Origin of the sequence: Xanthomonas sp. JAI131 (genome assembly GCF_013410075.1) — a bacterium.
GTDB lineage: Bacteria > Pseudomonadota > Gammaproteobacteria > Xanthomonadales > Xanthomonadaceae > Xanthomonas_A > Xanthomonas_A bonasiae.
The window spans coordinates 959,517-974,892 of record NZ_JACCCN010000001.1 but is presented as its reverse complement, the minus strand read 5'-3'; the positions used below and the strand labels follow the sequence as shown (position 1 = coordinate 974,892).

General features: G+C 69.6%; 16 protein-coding genes. 11 read left to right on the top strand and 5 right to left on the bottom strand.

Annotated features, from left to right (window positions below; genetic code table 11):
* Positions 1-260: 260 nt before the first annotated feature.
* The 5 genes from trxB to infA all read left to right on the top strand — a co-directional run bounded on the left by trxB (position 261) and on the right by infA (position 4,303).
* Positions 261-1,229, top strand: coding sequence for a thioredoxin-disulfide reductase (gene trxB / locus HDC36_RS03950; RefSeq protein WP_179564606.1), 969 nt, complete (start codon positions 261-263; stop codon positions 1,227-1,229).
* Positions 1,226-2,104 carry a hypothetical protein gene (locus tag HDC36_RS03945; protein WP_179564604.1) on the top strand — a complete coding sequence of 293 codons (879 nt, stop codon included), beginning with the start codon at positions 1,226-1,228 and terminating at the stop codon, positions 2,102-2,104. Before trxB ends, HDC36_RS03945 begins: the two co-directional genes overlap by 4 nt.
* Positions 2,101-3,222, top strand: coding sequence for a GNAT family N-acetyltransferase (locus tag HDC36_RS03940; protein WP_179564602.1), 1,122 nt, complete (start codon positions 2,101-2,103; stop codon positions 3,220-3,222). Before HDC36_RS03945 ends, HDC36_RS03940 begins: the two co-directional genes overlap by 4 nt.
* A gap of 30 nt (positions 3,223-3,252) precedes the next feature.
* The gene (gene aat / locus HDC36_RS03935) at positions 3,253-3,990 is read left to right on the top strand and encodes a leucyl/phenylalanyl-tRNA--protein transferase (protein WP_179564600.1); all 738 of its coding nucleotides are present in this window, start codon (positions 3,253-3,255) and stop codon (positions 3,988-3,990) included.
* A gap of 94 nt (positions 3,991-4,084) precedes the next feature.
* Positions 4,085-4,303: a translation initiation factor IF-1 gene (gene infA, locus HDC36_RS03930; RefSeq protein WP_004425677.1), complete on the top strand. Its 219-nt coding sequence runs from the start codon at positions 4,085-4,087 to the stop codon at positions 4,301-4,303.
* A 124-nt stretch (positions 4,304-4,427) separates the two neighbouring features.
* On the opposite strand, the gene clpA is transcribed toward infA, so the two are convergent.
* Both clpA and clpS read right to left on the bottom strand, forming a co-directional pair.
* On the bottom strand, positions 4,428-6,710 hold the full coding sequence (gene clpA / locus HDC36_RS03925; protein ID WP_179564598.1) for an ATP-dependent Clp protease ATP-binding subunit ClpA: 2,283 nt from the start codon (positions 6,708-6,710) through the stop codon (positions 4,428-4,430).
* Positions 6,711-6,833: 123 nt separating this feature from the next.
* Complete coding sequence (gene clpS / locus HDC36_RS03920; RefSeq protein ID WP_046979857.1) at positions 6,834-7,154, bottom strand: ATP-dependent Clp protease adapter ClpS; 321 nt, start codon at positions 7,152-7,154, stop codon at positions 6,834-6,836.
* Between the two features lie 75 nt (positions 7,155-7,229).
* On the opposite strand from clpS, the gene HDC36_RS03915 reads away from it, so the two are divergent.
* The 6 genes from HDC36_RS03915 (at position 7,230) to HDC36_RS03890 (ending at position 11,710) form a co-directional block, all read left to right on the top strand.
* On the top strand, positions 7,230-7,733 hold the full coding sequence (locus HDC36_RS03915) for a hypothetical protein (RefSeq protein WP_179564596.1): 504 nt from the start codon (positions 7,230-7,232) through the stop codon (positions 7,731-7,733).
* Positions 7,733-8,191 carry an NUDIX hydrolase gene (locus tag HDC36_RS03910; RefSeq protein ID WP_064539928.1) on the top strand — a complete coding sequence of 153 codons (459 nt, stop codon included), beginning with the start codon at positions 7,733-7,735 and terminating at the stop codon, positions 8,189-8,191. The genes HDC36_RS03915 and HDC36_RS03910 overlap by 1 nt, the downstream gene beginning before the upstream one ends.
* Entirely contained in the window at positions 8,188-9,327 is a 1,140-nt protein-coding gene (gene mnmA / locus HDC36_RS03905) for a tRNA 2-thiouridine(34) synthase MnmA (protein WP_179564594.1), read from the top strand. Before HDC36_RS03910 ends, mnmA begins: the two co-directional genes overlap by 4 nt.
* Entirely contained in the window at positions 9,324-9,938 is a 615-nt protein-coding gene (hflD, locus tag HDC36_RS03900; protein ID WP_179564592.1) for a high frequency lysogenization protein HflD, read from the top strand. Before mnmA ends, hflD begins: the two co-directional genes overlap by 4 nt.
* A gap of 135 nt (positions 9,939-10,073) precedes the next feature.
* Positions 10,074-11,264: a methyl-accepting chemotaxis protein gene (locus tag HDC36_RS03895; protein WP_179564590.1), complete on the top strand. Its 1,191-nt coding sequence runs from the start codon at positions 10,074-10,076 to the stop codon at positions 11,262-11,264.
* A gap of 128 nt (positions 11,265-11,392) precedes the next feature.
* Positions 11,393-11,710 (top strand): hypothetical protein, encoded by a 318-nt coding sequence (locus HDC36_RS03890; protein ID WP_179564588.1) that lies wholly within the window; start codon positions 11,393-11,395, stop codon positions 11,708-11,710.
* 191 nt (positions 11,711-11,901) lie between these two features.
* On the opposite strand, the gene HDC36_RS03885 is transcribed toward HDC36_RS03890, so the two are convergent.
* From HDC36_RS03885 to HDC36_RS03875, 3 genes are all read right to left on the bottom strand, one after another.
* Positions 11,902-13,221: a nitrate/sulfonate/bicarbonate ABC transporter ATP-binding protein gene (locus tag HDC36_RS03885; protein ID WP_179564586.1), complete on the bottom strand. Its 1,320-nt coding sequence runs from the start codon at positions 13,219-13,221 to the stop codon at positions 11,902-11,904.
* A gap of 21 nt (positions 13,222-13,242) precedes the next feature.
* On the bottom strand, positions 13,243-14,997 hold the full coding sequence (locus HDC36_RS03880; RefSeq protein WP_179564584.1) for an ABC transporter permease subunit: 1,755 nt from the start codon (positions 14,995-14,997) through the stop codon (positions 13,243-13,245).
* Positions 14,998-15,078: 81 nt separating this feature from the next.
* Positions 15,079-15,327 carry a hypothetical protein gene (locus tag HDC36_RS03875; RefSeq protein ID WP_179564583.1) on the bottom strand — a complete coding sequence of 83 codons (249 nt, stop codon included), beginning with the start codon at positions 15,325-15,327 and terminating at the stop codon, positions 15,079-15,081.
* Between the last annotated feature and the right edge of the window lie 49 nt (positions 15,328-15,376).

Here is a 15,376-nt window from a genome sequence, read left to right as displayed (position 1 = left end):
ATAATAAACGAATCGGATCGGCATTTCAGCAGTCGGCACCGGATCGGCAGGCGAAGCCTGAATCGTCCAGCGCCCTCTCCCCCACCGCGACGCGGCGGCATGGACACGCGGCGGGCGCAAGGCGGCGCGCTGGCCGCAGGCCGCAGCGTTCTCGCCACGCGGCTTGATTCATCCCAGGCCGGCCGCCACTCTATGCGACTACGCCGGAAGCCGCGCAATGCCGCGAATCCGCCGCCATTTCCACCTCTTCGCGAGTATACATGAGCTCTTCTGTCGCCAATTCCGCCAAGCATTCCCGCCTGCTGATCCTGGGGTCGGGCCCGGCCGGCTGGACCGCCGCGGTCTACGCCGCGCGCGCCAATCTCAAGCCGGTGGTCATCACCGGCCTGCAGCAGGGCGGCCAGCTGATGACCACCACCGAGGTCGACAACTGGCCCGGCGACGCCCATGGCCTGCAGGGTCCCGACCTGATGGCGCGGATGCAGGCGCATGCCGAGCGCTTCGATACCGAGGTGATCTTCGACCACATCCACACCGCCGACCTGTCGCAACGCCCGTTCAGGCTCAGCGGCGACAGCGCCGAGTACACCTGCGACGCGCTGGTCATCGCCACCGGCGCCACCGCCAAGTACCTGGGCATCCCCTCGGAAGAAGCGTTCAAGGGCCGCGGCGTGTCCGCCTGCGCCACCTGCGACGGCTTCTTCTACAAGGACCAGGACGTGGTCGTGGTCGGCGGCGGCAACACCGCGGTGGAAGAGGCGCTGTACCTGTCCAACATCGCCCGCAAGGTCTACCTGGTGCACCGCCGCGACACCTTGCGCGCCGAGAAGATCATGCAGGACAAGCTGTTCGCCAAGGTCGCGGCGGGCAAGATCGAGACCGTCTGGCACCACGCCATCGACGAGGTGCTGGGCAACGAGGCCGGCGTCACCGGGGTGCGGGTCAAGTCCACCCAGGACGGCAGCACCCGCGAGATCGAAGCGCATGGGTTCTTCGTGGCCATCGGCCACCACCCGAACACGCAGTTGTTCGACGGCCAGCTGGCGATGAACAACGGCTACCTGGAGATCCGCTCCGGCCTGGGCGGCGCGGCCACCGAGACCTCGGTGCCCGGCGTGTTCGCCGCCGGCGACGTCGCCGACCAGCACTACCGCCAGGCGATCACTTCGGCCGGCTTCGGCTGCATGGCCGCGCTGGATGCCGAGCGCTATCTGGACAAGGGCGCTTGACCGAATCGGGCTCCCGGGCCGGCGAGCGCGGCCGCCGTGGCGTCGCGCTCGCCGGCCTGCTCGCGGCGGCGGGCGCGCTGCATGCCGAGCCCGTGGCGCCGCCGCTGACGATCGGCTCGGTGGAAGCGGCGCATATGGCGTTCTGCATGTCCCCGGAACAGGTCGATGCGCTGGCCGCGACGATGGCCGGCGGCTTGCTGGGTACCGGGGCCGACGACAGCATCAAGCTGCTGATGAGGTCGATGAGCAAGTCCGTGCGCGACACCGGCGACCGCATCACGGCCGAGGCCATCGCTGGCGATGCCGGCGCGCGGGCCGTGTTCACCCGTTTTCTCGGCGAGTGCCTGCTGGCTGGCATTCCGACCGCCCCGCAGCGCCGCGAGCGCGCCCTGGGCTGGTTGCGTGAGGACGCGGCTGGCGGCACCGTCGACGCGGCCGACACGCTTGCGGCCCTGGTCGCGCTGGGCGATCTTCCGGGCGGCGCCAGCGAAGTGCAACGCTTGCTGGCAGCGCACCCTTCGCAGGCGCCGGCAGGCGAGGCCGCCGTGCAGACCGAGGCGGCGCAGCAGCACCTGGCGCTGGCCTCGGCGCTGTTGCGCGGCGCGATGAGCACGTTCTCCAGCGAACTGGGCGCCAACGCGTCCGATGGCGCCCAGTTGCGCTTTCTCTACCGGCCCTGCCCGGGCTCGTTCGAATCCAGTGCAGCGCAGGCGGTGGCGGCGCCGCCGCAACGTGCCGCCGGCCTGGCCCGGGTGACGGCGCGCCTGGCGCAGTTGCCCAGGACCGGGCTCGACTGCACCGACCCGGCGCTCGCCGCGGTCGTCCTGCCGCTCTCGTTCACCGCGCCGGCCCGTCCCGAACCAGCCCGGCGATGACCCAGGTACGCTGGCTGCACCGGCTCGACGAGGTCGCCGCGTCCGCCTGGGATGCCCTGCACGACGGCCGCAACCCGTTCGTCGCGCACGCGTTCCTGGCCGGCCTGGAACGGCATGGCTGCCTGCGCCCGGACTGGGGCTGGAATCCACTGCACCTGACCCTGTGGGACGGCGAGGCGCTGGTCGCCGCTGCGCCGGGGTACCTGAAGACCAACTCGCACGGCGAATTCGTGTTCGACCATGCCTGGGCGCACGCCTATGCGCGCTACGGCCAGGACTACTTCCCGAAATGGCTGTGCGCGGTGCCGTACTCGCCGGTGACCGGGCCGCGCTTGCTGGCACGCGATACGACCGGCCGCCAGGCGCTGCTGGCGGCGATGCAGGCGTTGACCCAGGCCAGCGGCCTGTCCTCGGCGCACGTGAACTTCCACAGCGCCGACGAGGACGCCGCGTTCGGCGACGACTGGCTGGCACGCAGCGACGTGCAGTACCAGTGGCACAACGACGCCGGCTGGACCGAGTTCGATGCCTACCTGGCGGCGATGGACCATAAGCGGCGCAAGAACATCCGCCAGGAGCGGGCCAAGGTGCAGCGCGCCGGCATCGGCTTCCGCGTCGTGCACGGCGACGAGGCCAGCGCCGCCGACCTGCAGGCGATGTACGCGTTCTACCTGCGCACCTTCGACGACTACGGCAACTCGCCGGCACTGACGCTGGAGTTCTTCTCGCATCTTGCGCGAGAAATGCCGCGTAATTTCCTGATATTTCTAGCCACTCTGGATGAAACGCCGGTGGCCGGAGCGCTGTGCCTGCGCGGCGGCGACACCTTGTACGGCCGCTACTGGGGCGGCGACACCCTGCCCGGCCTGCACTTCGAGACCTGCTACTACCAGGGCATCGACTACTGCCTGCGCGAGGGCCTGACCCGGTTCGAGCCCGGCGCGCAGGGCGAGCACAAGATTGCCCGCGGCTTCCTGCCGCGGCTGGTGCGCAGCCGCCACTGGATCGCCGACCCCGGCTTCCGCGCGCCGCTGGCGGACTGGTGCGCGGAGGAAACCGTCGCGGTCCGCCAGCATGCGGCGACCCTGCTGCGGCACTCGCCGTTCCGCCAGGACTGAACCGCCCGCCCGATCGGCTACCCTGCGCCGATGCGCCGTCTCCCTGCCCTGCTTGCCGCCGATCCGGCCGCCCCGTTCCCGCCCGCGGCGAGCGCGCTGCGCGAACCGGAAGGCCTGCTCGCGATCGGCGGCGACCTGACCCCGACGCGCCTGCTCAATGCCTACGCGCACGGCATCTTCCCCTGGTACTCGGAAGGCGATCCGATCCTGTGGTGGAGCCCGGACCCGCGCACCGTGTTCCGCAGCGACGGGGTGCGGCTGTCCTCGCGCTTCCGCCGTTCGCTGCGCCACTCGCCGTGGCGGGTGCGCGCCGACACCGCGTTCGCGCAGGTGATCGCGGCCTGCGCGCAGGCACCGCGCCGCGGCCAGGACGGGACCTGGATCACCGCCGAGATGACCTCCGCCTACGTCGCCCTGCATCGCGCCGGGCACGCGCACTCGGTGGAGGTGTTCGACGGCGAGGCACTGGTCGGCGGCATCTACGGCGTGGCGCGCGGACGCATGTTCTTCGGCGAAAGCATGTTCAGCGCGCGCAGCGGCGGCTCCAAGGTGGCGCTGGCGGCATTGGCCAGGCGCCTGCATGGCTGGGGCTGGCCGCTGATCGATGCCCAGGTCGAGAACGACCACCTGCTCAGCCTCGGCGCCGAGCGCTGGCCGCGTGCCGCGTTCCTCGACGCGATCGCCGCGCTGGTGGCCGAGCCCGGCCCGGCCGGCCCGTGGACGCCGCGTTTCGGCGAACTGGCGGCCGCGGAACTGGCCTTCCCCTGAGCCGCATTAACGCAAACTTTGCATGCTGCGGCCGAGGCGAGTAAAATCCCCGCTCTTAAGGCCTTTGGCCGCACGCGAAATCGCACAGGATTACATGTCGAAAGACGACTCCATCGAATTCGAAGGCACCGTCAGCGAGACGTTGCCCAATACCACCTTCCGGGTCAAGCTGGAAAACGGGCACGAGATCATCGCCCACATCTCCGGACGCATGCGCAAGAACTACATCCGCATCCTGACCGGCGACCGGGTGAAGGTCGAGATGACCCCGTACGACCTGACCAAGGGTCGTATCACCTACCGCATGAAGTGACCGCCCCGCAGCGGTTGTAAGAAAGGCGGCCATCGGCCGCCTTTTCGTCTCTCATCGGTGACATCGCAAGGCGACTGCAGGGTCTGCAGCCGCCTTTTGTCGTGCCTGGCGTTCTAGCGCGCCATCACTCCACGGTCGCCGGCAGCAGGCGCTCCGGCTCGGCCTGGGTGTCCACCACCAGCTCGCCGTCCTGCACGTCGATGGTGACGCGGCCGCCGCCGACCAGCTTGCCGAACAGCAGCTCGTCCGCCAGGGGGCGCTTGACCTTGTCCTGGATCACCCGCGCCATCGGCCGCGCGCCCATCAGCGGGTCGAAGCCGTGCTGGGCCAGCCAGTCGCGCGCGGTCGGCGTGGCCGACAGCGACACGTGCTTCTCCTGCAGCAACATCTCCAGTTCGATGATGAACTTGTCGACCACGCGCAGGATGTGGCTGAACGCCAGCGGCTGGAACTGCACCACCGCGTCCAGGCGGTTGCGGAATTCCGGGGTGAAGCTGCGGCGGATGGTTTCCATCGCGTCGGTGGAATGGTCCTGCTTGGTGAAGCCGATCGAGCGCCGCGAGGCCTGGGTGGCACCGGCATTGGTGGTCATCACCAGGATCACGTTCTTGAAGTTGGCCTCGCGCCCGTTGGTGTCGGTCAGCACGCCGCGGTCCATGACCTGCAACAGGATGTTGAAGATGTCCGGATGCGCCTTCTCCACCTCGTCCAGCAGCAGCACGCAGTGCGGGGTCTTGACGATCTTCTCGGTCAGCAGGCCGCCCTGGTCGAAGCCGACATAGCCGGGAGGCGCGCCGATCAGGCGGCTGATCGAATGCGGCTCCATGTACTCGGACATGTCGAAGCGCACCAGCTCGATGCCCAGCTGCAGCGCCAGCTGCTTGGTCACCTCGGTCTTGCCGACGCCGGTGGGGCCGGCGAACAGGAAATTGCCGATCGGCTTTTCCGGATTGGCCAGGCCCGAACGCGCCAGCTTGATCGACGAGGCCAGTGTCTCGATCGCCGGATCCTGGCCGAAGATCACCATCTTCAGGTTGCGCTCCAGGTGCTGCAGCACGTCCTTGTCGGTGGCGCTGACCTGCTTGGCCGGGATCCGCGCCATCTTGGCGACGATGGTCTCGATCTCCTCGATGTCGATCAGCTCCTTGCGCACGCCCTGCGGCAACAGCCGCTGGCGCGCGCCGGCCTCGTCCATCACGTCGATCGCCTTGTCCGGCAGCAGGCGGTCGCCGATGTGCTTCACCGACAGGTCCACCGCCGCCTGCAGCGCGTCGTCGGCGTAGGTCACGCCGTGGTGCGCCTCGTACTTGGGCTTCAGGCCCTGCAGGATCTCGAAGGTCTCGCCCACGGTCGGCTCGACGATGTCGATCTTCTGGAAGCGCCGCGCCAGCGCGCGGTCCTTCTCGAAGATGCCGCGGTATTCCTGGAACGTGGTCGAGCCGATGCAGCGCAGATCGCCCGAGGCAAGCGCCGGCTTGATCAGGTTGGAGGCGTCCATGGTGCCGCCCGACGCCGAGCCGGCGCCGATGATGGTGTGGATCTCGTCGATGAACAGCACCGCGTTGGGCACCTTCTTCAGCGAGGTCAGCACGCCCTTCAGGCGCTTCTCGAAATCGCCGCGGTACTTGGTGCCGGCGACCAGCGCGCCCAGGTCCAGCGAGTAGATGACCGCGTCGGCCAGCACCTCGGGCACGCTGCCCTCGACGATGCGCTTGGCCAGGCCCTCGGCGATCGCGGTCTTGCCGACACCGGCCTCGCCCACGTACAGCGGGTTGTTCTTGCGCCGGCGGCACAGCACCTGGATGGTGCGCTCGATCTCGTCGGCACGGCCGACCAGCGGGTCGATGCGGCCATTGCGCGCCTGTTCGTTCAGGTTGCTGGCGTATTCGGCCAGCGCGTCGCCCTTGGGCTCGCCCTCACCCGCCTCGCCCTTGGCTTCGCCGTCGGACGGCGCCGGGCTTTCGCCCTCCTCGCCGAGCTTGGCGATGCCGTGCGACAGGTAATTGACGATGTCGAGCCGGGTGATGTCCTGCTGATTCAGGAAATACACCGCATGCGAATCCTTTTCGCCGAAGATCGCGACCAGCACGTTGGCGCCGGTGACTTCCTTCTTGCCCGAGGACTGCACGTGGTAGACCGCGCGCTGCAGCACCCGCTGGAAGCCCAGCGTGGGTTGCGTGTCGCGGCCGTCGTCTTCGGCCAGGCGCGACACCGAGGCTTCGATGGCCTGCTCCAGCTCGCCGCGCAGGCGTTCGGTATCGGCGCCGCAGGCTTTCAGCACCGCCTGCGCCGAGGGGTTGTCGAGCAATGCCAACAACAGGTGTTCGACCGTCATGAACTCGTGACGGGCTTCCCGGGCGCGCTTGTAGCACTGGCCGATGGTTTGCTCGAGATCTTTGCTGAACATGGTTCACTCCGACGTCTGTTGCCAACAATATGCGGCTGGAGTTGCGAATTTCCACAACCCTATCGGATCAGTGTGTTCAGACCGCGTTAGTCCGGGCAAACCGGTGACCGACGCTTACCAATATCAGGCTTTTTCCATCGTGCACAACAGGGGATGCTGGTTCATCCGCGAAAACTCGTTGACCTGAGCTACCTTGGATTCAGCCACTTCGCGGGTGTACACCCCGCAAACGCCGCGGCCGCGGGTATGCACGTGCAGCATCACCTGCGTGGCCTTCTCCAGGTCCAGCGAGAAAAACTGCTGCAACACGGTCACCACGAAGTCCATCGGGGTGTAGTCGTCGTTCAGCAACAGCACTTGGTACATCGGCGGGCGGGCGACTTCGGGCTTGCCGGTCTCCACCATTACGCCGTGGTCGTGGTCTGAAGAATTCTTGCGAGGCATGCGCCGATTATATACGGCGGCTGTCGGCCCGGATTGGACGACCGCCGATCCTGCCCGCACAATTCCCCTTCTTTGATGGCGCAACGCATGCAATCGACGAATTTCCGCACGGCCGCCCTGCTCGCCGCGCTCCTGGCCGGCACCGCCGCGCCGGCGCTGGCCGCGCCGGACCAGGCGCTGGGCAAGCGCCTGAAGGCAATGGGCTACGACGTCCAGGCCGATGCCGACGGCGACTACCAGTTGCTGTTCGGCCTGCGCGAACAGGGCCGCGAGCGCCAGCAGCTGATCTACGTGCGCTCGCCGGTGGAGAGCTTCGGCAGCCACCGGATCCGCGAGATCTGGTCGCCCGCCTACCAGGCCAAGGGCGACACCCTGCCCGCCGCGGTCGCCAACCGCCTGCTGGAAGACGCCCAGGCCGACATCCTCGGCGGCTGGGTGCGCCAGGGCGGCACCGCGGTGTTCGTGGTCAAGGTCGCCGCCGATGCCGACGACACCGCCTTGCGCGAGGCGCTGGAAGCGGCCGCGCGCGGCGCCGACGCGATGGATGCCGAACTCAACGCCGGCAAGGACGCGTTCTGATGGCGCTGGCCCCCGGCCCCTGGCAGCCCGACGTGACCGTGGCCACGGTGGTGGTCCGCGACGGGCGCCTGCTGCAGGTGGAGGAGTCCATCGCCGGCGCGCTGGTGCTGAACCAGCCGGCCGGGCACCTGGAGCCGGACGAGAGCCTGCTGCAGGCGGCGCTGCGCGAGACGCTGGAAGAGACCGGCTGGCAGGTGCGGCTGACCGCGTTCATCGGCGCCTACCAATGGAAGGCCGACAACGGCCGCCACTACCTGCGCTTCGCCTTCGCCGCCGAGCCGGTGGCGCACGACCCGCAGCGTCCGCTGGACGACGGCATCGTGCGCGCGCTGTGGATGACCCCGGCCGAGCTGCAGGCCGCCGCGCCGCGCTGGCGCAGCCCGCTGGTGTGGCAGGTGGCCGCCGATTTCCTCGCCGGCAAGCGCTATCCGCTGGACCTGGTGCGGCAACTGGCATGAACGGCGCGCGGATCATGGTCGGCGTCTCCGGCGGGGTCGATTCGTCGGTGGCGGCCTGGCAACTGGTGCAGCAAGGCGCCGACGTGGCCGGCCTGTTCATGCAGAACTGGGCCGACGACGGCAGTGGCGATTGCCGCGCCGAGGACGACCGCCGCGACGCGGTGGCGGTGTGCGGCCTGCTCGGCATGCCGTTCCACTTCCGCGATTTCTCGCAGGAATACTGGCAAGGCGTGTTCGCCCATTTCCTGGCCGAATACGCCGCCGGGCGCACCCCGAACCCGGACGTGCTGTGCAACCGCGAGGTCAAGTTCAAGCATTTCCTGGACGCGGCGCGCGAACTGGGCGCCGAGCGCATCGCCACCGGCCACTACGCCCGGGTGGCGTTCGCCGACGGCCGCTGGCGGCTGCTGCGCGGGGTGGACCGGAACAAGGACCAGAGCTATTTCCTGCACCAGCTCGGCCAGGCGCAGCTGGCCGCGACCCTGTTCCCGGTCGGCGAGTTGCCCAAGGAACAGGTGCGGCGCATCGCCCGCGAGGCCGGCCTGCCGACCCATGCGAAGAAGGACTCCACCGGCATCTGCTTCATCGGCGAGCGCGACTTCCGCGAGTTCCTCGGCCGCTACCTGCCGGCCCGGCGCGGCGAGATCCGCGACCCGCAGGAACAGGTCGTGGCCGAGCACCCGGGGGTGTTCTATTTCACCCTAGGCCAGCGCGAGGGCCTGAACATCGGCGGCGTGCGTGGCCGCGCGGCGGCGCCGTGGTACGTGGTCGGCAAGGACGTGGCGCGCAACGTGCTGTACGTGGACCAGGATCGCGACAGCCCGCACCTGATGTCCATCCAGCTGCAGTCCGAAGCCGCCCACTGGATCGCCGGATCGGCGCCGGCACGGCGCTTCGACTGCACCGCGCAGACCCGTTACCGCCAGGCCGACGAGCCGTGCACGGTCGAGGTGGCCGACGACGGCACCCTGGCGGTGCGCTTCGCCCGCCCGCAGCGCGCCGTGACCCCCGGCCAGTCGCTGGTGCTGTACCAGGGCGACGAGTGCCTGGGCGGCGCCGTGATCGCCACCACCGATGCCCCGCTGCAACGCCGTCTGGCGCAGCGCACCGATCTACATGAGGAAACCACCCGATGACCGATTCCATGGACGCGCGCGTGCTGGCGCTGGCCGGCGTCGCCCAGGCCCTGCAGCAGGTCAGGCGCATCGCCGAGACCGGGCAGTCGGAGGCGTCGCTGGTGCGGACCCTGCTGGACAGCGTGTTCCGCACCGATGCCGATACGCCGGAGGCGGTCTATGGCCGGGTCGGCGACGTCGCGCCCGGGCTGCGCCTGCTGCACAACTATTTCCGCAACCAGGGCCAGGACGAGGAGCTGCCGCGGCTGGCGCTGGCGGTGCTGCAACTGGAGCGGCGCTTCGTGCGCGACACCGAGACCAGCGCCAAGGTCACCGCCGGCATCGCCCAGATCGCGCCTAGGCTGGCCGAGCACGCCGACAGCGCGCATCCGGAGGTGATCGGCGCGCTCGGCCAGCTGTATGCCGACACCATCAGCCACCTGCGTCCGCGGGTGATGGTGCAGGGCAATCCGCATTACCTGGGCCAGGCCGGGGTGGTGGCGGAGATCCGCGCGCTGCTGCTGGCCGCGGTGCGCTCGGCGGTGCTGTGGCGGCAGATGGGCGGCAGCCTGTGGGATTTCCTGCTGGCCAAGCGGCGCATGATCGACGCGGTGGACCGCGCGCTGGGCTGAGCGCGGCGCTGGCGCCGCCGGCGCAGGCTCGATGCAGCGCACGTTTCGCCGCGCGGACGCGATCGGCAGCACACCGCGGCTAAAGACCGAGGGGGTACGGCCGATACAGCAATCGTGAATCTGCCGAGAACGTCCATGTACTCACGCCTCCTGATCCGTCTGGCTGCTCCGCTCGCCCTGACGCTGCTGTTCCCCATCGCCGCCGGTTTCGATTGGCCGGCCCCGGTCCGTTGGGCCATCCTCACCACGATGACGTTGAGTTGGCTGGGCTTCGCCGCCTGGACAGCCTATAGCCAGAGCCGGCGTTCGCCGGAGCAGTCCAAGATCATGCGCGAGCAGGATCAGCTGCTGAGCGAACTGCGCAGCTTCGTCGGCAACGAGATCGACGGCTCGCGCAGCGAGATCGAACGGGCCCGCGAACTGATCCGCCAGGCGGTCAGCGGCCTGGGCGGCAGCTTCGAGGCGATGAACCGCAAGTCGCGGCAGCAGAGCGTGGCGCTGGCCCGGATCGTGGATCGCGCCGGCGACGACGGCGGTGCCGGGGTCGACGTGGCCCGCTTCGCCCAGCATGCCAGCCAGCGCATGGAGCAATTGGTCGAGGCGCTGGAACAGGTCAGCGGCCAGAGCAGCGCCACGGTGCATTACATCGACGACATGTCGCAGCACCTGGACGGCATCTTCGCCCTGCTGGAGGACGTCAAGTCGATCGCCGACCAGACCAATCTGCTGGCGTTGAACGCGGCGATCGAAGCGGCGCGTGCCGGCGAGGCGGGCCGCGGCTTCGCGGTGGTCGCCGACGAGGTGCGCAACCTGTCCGAGCGCTCGACCACCTTCAACGAGCAGATCCGCAAGCTGGCACACAGCTCCAAGGACGCCATCGCCAAGGTCCGCGAGACGGTCTCGCACATGGCCTCGCGCGACATGGACCGCTCCCGCGAGGCGCGCGCCGAGGCCGCGTCGATGCTGGACAACGTGGCGGCGATCAACAACTCGCTGGGCGAAGGCATGCGCGAGATCTCCGAGTGCGGCCGCGCCATCGACAGCAGCGTCGCCGAAGCGGTACGCGCCCTGCAGTTCGAGGACATCGCGACCCAGGCCCTGGGTGGCGTGCATACCCACCTGGACCGCCTGACCGCGATCAACCGCGAGGCGGTGGCCCTGCAGGAACTGCTGCATCGCAACGGCGGCGTGTTCGACAGCGAGTTGGTCGATGCGCTGCAACGGGTCGGCACCCGCCTGCGCGAGATGCGCGTGGAGTGGGAGCGTCCGCCGCACAAGCCGGTGGCGCAGCAGAGCATGGGCGCCGGCACCGTCGAGCTGTTCTGACCGACACCGCGTGCACCCTGCCGTACCATGAAACGACCAGTCCCCGGCCCTGTCCGGGGCTTGTCGTGTCTGCCCTCCTCCGACCGTTCGAGCCGATGCCTTTCCAGTCCCAATCCCGAGTCGAGGCCATGTCCTGCGACGACCTGAGCGCCGAGCACGGCGCCCTGCCCGCTCGCGCGCACCCGGCACCGGGTGTGGCCGCCAACGTCACGCCCGTCGCGGCGCGGCGCCAGCCGGGCAGCGCGCTGCGGCAGCTTGAAATGCTGGCGCAGGACGAACTGCGGCAGATGCTCGGCGGGCGTGGCCCGATGGCGCAGAGCGACGGCATCGCCGACCTGATCTGGGCCGGCCTGGCCTGGGACATGGGCCTGAGCGGGACCGCCATCGCCGCGGCCGGCACGCCGCACCCGCTGCCCGGCTACGCGGCACTTTGCGACAACGACTGAATCGGTCCGCGCGCGCGCGCCGCCATCTGCGCTTGCGGATGCAGCCACCCGACCGCATCGCGACATCGCCACGGCCGCTGAAATGCCTTGGCGCCGCCAATCCTGTAGGAGCGGCTTCAGCCGCGACCGGGCGTTCCCGGTGAGACCCGGTCGCGGCTGAAGCCGCTCCTACAAGAGCGCGGGCGAACCAGCTAGCTGGGATTCTCCAGCGAAAACAGGTCCGCCTGCTTGTCGTAGGCGAAGTACTCGGCGTAGCGCGCCCAGCTGATCACTGCCTGTACGGTTTCGGCCGCATAGTCCTCGGACATGTGATCTTCCAGCTCGTCGCGGAAACGCCGCGCCGGCGCATGGTGGGTCGGGCGTTCGTCGAGCACGCGGCGGATGTGCGCGGCCAGCGGCACGTAGGTGGCCAGGTGCTGGGCGAACATCTGCTTGCGCGCGTCGGTGCCCAGTTCGGCGAAGCGTTGCCCGGCCGGGGTCAACTGCAGGTCGCCCTGCTCGAACACCGCGAAGCGCAGCAACTGCAGGGTTTCGGCGATCGGGAACAGTTCGTCCACTTCCAGCTGCAGGCTGGCCGCCAGCGGCGGCAGGTCGGCGCGGCCGTGGTAGGGCTCGGCCGCCACCGCCTCGACCAGGCCGGCCAGCAGGTTGCTCGACACCCGCGGCAGCACCATCGCGATGCCGCTGCCGGGGAACACGCCTTCGCGCGCCTGCGGCCGCTGCGGGCTGGCGGTCATGCGCGCGTAGATGTCGTCGACCAGGGCGCGGAACGCCGGCGCCAGGCGGTTGCGCGGCTGCGGCAGGGTGACCTGGATCTCGCCGATCACCCGGCCCGGATTGGCGCCGAAGATCACGATGCGGTCGCACATCAGCACCGCTTCCTCGATGTTGTGGGTGACCATCAGGATCGACTCGATCGGCATGCGCCCTTCCGACCACAGGTCGAGCAGGTCGGTGCGCAGGGTCTCGGCGGTCAGCACGTCCAGCGCCGAGAACGGCTCGTCCATCAGCAGCAGTTTCGGCCGCACCACCAACGCGCGGGCCAGGCCGACGCGCTGGCGCATGCCGCCGGACAATTCCTTCGGGTAGGCGCCCTCGTAGCCGTCCAGACCGATCAGGTCGATCGCCGCCAGCGCCCGCCGGCGGCGTTCGTCGGTGGCCACGCCGCGCGCCTCCAGTCCGACCTCCACGTTCTGCAGCACGGTCAGCCACGGGAACAGCGCGAAGCTCTGGAACACCATCGCGATGTCGTCGATCGCCTGGGTCGGGGTGGCGTCGCGGAACGCGATGCTGCCGGCGCTGGGCTGCAGCAGCCCGGCGATGGCGCGCAACAGCGTGGACTTGCCGGAGCCGGAGCGTCCGAGCAGGCCGACGATCTGGCCCGAATGCAGGGTCAGGTCGACATCGTCCAGCACCACCAGCGGCGTCGCCCCGCCCTTGTCGTAGCTCTTGCGCACGCCGTGCACGCGGACCAGCGGGGCGCGCTCGGGCGCGCTTGCGGAAAAGGTCATGGTCGGAATCTCCAAGGATGGTCAGTCGAAGCGCAGGCGGCGTTCGGCGAAGGCGTACAGGCGCCGCCACACCGCGCGGTTGAAGACGGTCACGAACAGCGACATCACCGCCACCCCGAGCAGCACCCGCGCGCCGTCGCCGGCGGCGGTGGCGCGGGCGATGTAGGAGCCCAGCCCGTAGGCCTGCACCTGGGTGTCGCCCCAGCTGGCGAGTTCGGCGACGATGCTGGCGTTCCACGAGCCGCCGGAGGCGGTCAGCGCGCCGGTGATGTAGTACGGGAAGATGCCCGGCAGGATCACCCGCCGCCACCAGGTCCACGAGCGCAGTTGGTAGACCGTGGCCGCCTCGCGCAGGTCGGTGGGAAACGCGCTGGCGCCGGCGATCACGTTGAACAGGATGTACCACTGCGTGCCCAGGATCATCAGCGGCGACAGCCAGATGTTGGGATTGGCGCCGGTGGCGACGATCGCCAGCACCGCGAACGGGAACAGCACGTTGGCCGGGAACGCGGCCAGGAACTGCGCCAGCGGCTGCACCCGCTGCGCCACCTTCGGGCGCAATCCGATCCACACCCCGATCGGCACCCACACCACGCTGGCCAGCGCGATCAGCACCACCACCCGCAGCAGCGTGGCCAGGCCGCCGCCGAACGCCTCGACCAGGTCGTGCAGGCGCAGGTGCTGGCGGCCGTAGTCGAACGCGAACCAGGCCGCGGCCAGTCCCGCGAGCGCCAGCGCCGCGCTCCATAGGCGGTCGCCCCAGACGTTGCCGCTGGCGTCCTGCACGGACGCCGACGCCGGACGCGGGCGCCGCGGCGCCCAGCGCAGCAGCAAGGTGCGCTGCCACACCCAGGCCAGCGGCGCGACCAGGCGCTTGGCCAGGCGGGTGCGCCGCAGCAGGTCGTACAGCCACGATTGCGGCTTGTCCTGCGAGGCGGTGAGTTCGGCGCGGAACTTGTCCGACCAGGCGACGATGGGGCGGAACAGCAACTGGTCGTACAGCACGATCAGCACGCCCATCGCCAGCACCGCCCAGCCGACCGCGGCGAAATTGCGCTGCGCGATCGCCAACGCCAGGTAGGAGCCGATGCCGGGCAGTTCCAGGGTGTGGTCGCCGACCGTGATCGCTTCGGAGGCGACCACGAAGAACCAGCCGCCGGACATCGACATCATCATGTTCCAGATCAGCGCCGGCGTCGCATACGGCGCTTCCAGCCGCCAGAAGCGCTGCCACGACGACAGGCCGAAGCCGCGCGTGACCTCGTCCAGGTCGCGCGGCACGTTGCGCAGCGACTGGTAGAACGAGTACGCCATGTTCCAGGCCTGGCTGGTGAAGATGGCGAAGATCGAGGCCAGTTCGGCGCCGATCTGGCGGCCGGGAAACAGGCCCAGGAAGAAGGTCACGGTGAAGGTCAGGAAGCCCAGCACCGGTACCGACTGCAGGATGTCCAGCGCCGGCACGATCAGCCGCTCGGCGCGGCGGCTCTTGGCCGCCAGGGTCGCCACGACGAAGGTGAACATGAGCGAGGCGGCCATCGCCGCGAACATGCGCAAGGTGGTGCGCAGGCCGTATTCGGGAAGCTGGCGCAGATCCAGCGAGACCGCTTCGGTGCCCGGCGGCGGCAGCGGCGCGCGCATGTCGGCGGCGCCGTGCAACAGCAGCACGCCCAGCGCCAGCAGCAGCGCGAACACCGCCAGATCGTGGAAATTGGGCAGCACGCCGGGGCGTGCGGCGACAGTACCGGGCGCGTTGCGGTCGCGGGGGAATAGCACCATGGGAAGGTTCCGGCAGGACGGCGGCGCCAGCTGCGCCGCACGGATGGTAGGGAATGAGGGAAACCGGCGGGGGACGACCGCTCAGTGTGGCAAGCGAATATGCAAGCCAGGCGTCAGCCGCTGCTGCGCCGCGTTCGTGGTGTGCCCAGAGGCCACCTGGCCGATGCCGGTCGCGGCGTCGATCGCGGCAGGCGCGCCGGCGTCGGCCAGGGCCGCAGCGCGTCCGTGACGGCACATGCCCAGCCGGATCGGGTTGCCGGCGGCGCGACCGGCAGCCGCGCCGCTGCCGCGCGCCGGCGTGCAGCGCGGATCGAGCAGCGGCGGCAGCATGCCCCGCCGCGGACCATGGACCGCGGCGGGCGCGCGTACGCACAACCGG